At 64.6% G+C, this 2,952-nt stretch carries 4 protein-coding genes and 1 pseudogene; 3 read left to right on the plus strand and 2 right to left on the minus strand.

Annotated elements, in window-relative coordinates:
• Nucleotides 1-301 (minus strand): PPE domain-containing protein (locus tag ACK5M9_RS08120; RefSeq protein ID WP_416892667.1); only part of this gene is annotated, 301 nt, incomplete at its 3' end.
• A 141-nt stretch (nt 302-442) separates the two neighbouring features.
• Nucleotides 443-1,207, minus strand: a complete 765-nt coding sequence (locus ACK5M9_RS08125; protein ID WP_416892664.1) for an SHOCT domain-containing protein — start codon at nt 1,205-1,207, stop codon at nt 443-445.
• A gap of 63 nt (nt 1,208-1,270) precedes the next feature.
• On the opposite strand from ACK5M9_RS08125, the gene ACK5M9_RS08130 reads away from it, so the two are divergent.
• The 3 genes and pseudogenes from ACK5M9_RS08130 to ACK5M9_RS08140 form a co-directional block, all read left to right on the plus strand.
• On the plus strand, nt 1,271-2,224 hold the full coding sequence (locus ACK5M9_RS08130) for an SDR family oxidoreductase (RefSeq protein ID WP_416892665.1): 954 nt from the start codon (nt 1,271-1,273) through the stop codon (nt 2,222-2,224).
• Nucleotides 2,225-2,330: 106 nt separating this feature from the next.
• Nucleotides 2,331-2,501, plus strand: coding sequence for a hypothetical protein (locus tag ACK5M9_RS08135; protein ID WP_416892666.1), 171 nt, complete (start codon nt 2,331-2,333; stop codon nt 2,499-2,501).
• 223 nt (nt 2,502-2,724) lie between these two features.
• Nucleotides 2,725-2,952, plus strand: a pseudogene (locus ACK5M9_RS08140) (hypothetical protein); the annotation flags it as partial.

Raw genomic sequence — 2,952 nt, forward strand, 5'->3', positions numbered from 1 at the left:
TGCGGTTCGCGGCAATCGCCTCCGGGTTGATCATCGCCGACTTCGCGGTCTCGAACGCGCTAGCCACCGCATTGGCCTGACCCGACGCACCCAGGGCGCGGGTGGATGCCGCCTCCAGGAACGCCGCATAGGGTGCCGCGGCATTGGCCATCGCCGCCGCAGCCGGACCCTGCCACGCCTGACCGGCCAGATTCGACGTCACCGAGGAGAACGAGCTCGCAGCGCTACCCAGCTCCTCGGCCAACCCGTTCCACGCCGCCGCGGCCGCCAGCATCGGCCCCGAACCGGCACCCAACAACATCCGCAACGAATTGATTTCCGGCGGCAACCCAGCAAAACTCACCTTGATTTTCCCTTCGGAACATTTGTCATTCGATCGTGGCCCCGGTTTGCCACTCGGCCACCGACCCTACCGCAACCGACCGCCAGTCGGCACATCGACCTAGAAGTCGCTCAGGATACGCCGCTTCTCGGCTTTGAACTCCGACTCGGTCAGCGCACCCGAATCCCGCAGCGCGGTCACAACTCGCAGCTGTTCGGCTCTGACCCTTTCACCGGTTGGCTCATAAGCCGCCCGGGGCGCAACGGAAGTAGGGTGATCCGGCGTCGCCGGCGCTTCGGGGTGAGTCTCGTTCTCCGCTGCGTCGAAGGTCGCGCTTCGGCTTCGGCCCCGACTGCGGCCCAGCCACTTCACCGAGAAGACCAGGTCGAACAGGCCGACCACGAACATCGCCGCGAATACCCACGCCAGTGGGCCGTGGGAGCTCTGGTGGCCGAAAGCCAGCCTCGGACTGATGTATCCGTCGACCCGCCCGTCGGCCGTCACCTGGTAAGTCCCCTCGGCTGGCACCCGGATTTTCCACAGGCGAAGATGCGCTTCATTGTTGATGATCGTTGTGCTACCGATGCTTTGGATCAATTCCGGCTGCGCTACTCCATCGGGTGGATCGATGGCGATCCTCAGCTGCGGGACCGGCACGTGCCGATCGTCGTCGCTACCGCTGACGCGTACGTGCAGGCTCACAGTCGCTTCACCTGTGGGCAGCCGCACACTGCCGGTACCCGGTACCGGGATCTCCCCATAGACGTTGTACTTGTCGAAGAACAGCGCATCGAGCATCAGCGTGGCGACCAAGCCGAGCACCGACACCACCATCGTGACGACGGCCAGAGCCCGTGAGATCCTGGCGACCGACGTGCTGTTCATCCACGCAGTTTGTCATGTAGCCAACGCCCGCGAAACGGGCTCGACCCGGGAGGACCCAGCAGCATGGCCGGCAACCTCGTCGCCACCGTTCCCGATCTGTCCGGAAAGTTGGTGGTCGTCACCGGCGCCAACAGCGGCCTGGGCTTCGGCCTGGCCAAGCGGCTGTCAGCCGCGGGAGCCGACGTCGTGATGGCAATCCGCAACCAAGCCAAGGGTGAAGCCGCGATCACGCGGATCCGCGAGACTTTGCCCGACGCAAAACTGACCATCCGCCCGCTGGATCTGTCATCACTGGCCTCCGTCTCCGCGCTGGGCGAGCAACTCAACAAACTCGGCCGCCCCATCGACATTTTGATCAACAACGCCGGTGTGATGACTCCGCCGGAACGTGACACCACCTCCGACGGCTTCGAATTGCAGTTCGGCAGCAATCATCTCGGCCATTTCGCGCTTACCAGGCACGTCCTGCCCTTGTTACGTGGCGCGCCGAGCCCGCGGGTGGTCTCACTGAGCAGCCTTGCTGCGCGGCGTGGTCGGATTCATTTCGACGACCTACAGTTCGAAAATTCATACTCCCCGATGGCGGCCTACGGCCAGTCCAAGCTCGCGGTTCTGATGTTCGCCCGCGAACTGGACCGGCTCAGTCGCGCGGCCGGTTGGGGTATCACGTCAGACGCGGCACACCCAGGTTTGACCAAGACCAACCTGCAGATCAGCGGGCCATCGCGGGGACGCGAGAAGCCATCGCTGATGCAGCGGCTGTACACGGCCTCCTGGCGCTACGCACCGTTTCTCTGGCAGGAAATCGACGACGGAATCCTGCCCGCGCTCTACGCGGCTGCCACGCCGCAGGCCGAGGGCGGCGCGTTCTACGGGCCGCGCGGCGTGTACGAGGCCGCCGGCGGTGGAGTGACGGAAGCAAAGGTCCCTCCTCGCGCCGCGGACCACGACGATTGTCGGCGCCTGTGGGAGATCTCCGAGCGACTAACCGGAGTCACCTACCCCGACAACCCCTGACACGGCGCCGAATCCGCTGGCGCGACCTTCGCAACCGAGCATCATCGCCGACTGCGGTGCGGCCACCGGCCGCAACTCACTGAAGTCGACGACCACTGCGTTCGAAGTGCGACCCGGTCGCACCCGGCCGGACCACGCAATCGTGGTGGCCCGCACCGATGCTCCGGTATTCGACCACGTGCAGTTGGCATCAAGCGAAAACATCGACGTCCGACAGACTTTCGCCGGGCAGTCGGTCATCGCCGGGAAGGACTTCCTGACGTTTCGCCGACGGTGACTGTGCCGGGGCGGACGGCTCGTAGAACCGGGGTGGCGCGAGAAGGAGCCGAGGAGCAGCTGTCGTCCGCGGCGACCCAATCATCCGGTGATTGTCAAGGGGGTGAACAGGTTTTGTGGATAAATCCGGGTCTGTGGATGAAAGTGGTCGAATGTGGCTGCGGCACCGGTTTTTCGGGCTTTGGGGCCCGGAGTTGTCGGTGGGTGTCTCTAGCATTTGAACCATGGCAGGCAGCACGCGGGAAGAGATCGTCGAGGTTTTCGACGCACTCGATGCGGTCCAGGATCGGCTGCTGGAGTTGGACTTCGATGTGCTCACCACGCCCGAGCGGCTGGCGATGCTCGACCGCCTGGAAACCATCGACCGGCGCATGCCCACACCCCGCCACGCCCTGATCAACAACCTGCGCGCCACCGCGGACAAAAAGGAACTCGGCGGCACCCTGAGTGAA

The sequence above is a fragment of the Mycobacterium sp. genome (genome assembly GCF_047975165.1).
GTDB lineage: Bacteria > Actinomycetota > Actinomycetes > Mycobacteriales > Mycobacteriaceae > Mycobacterium.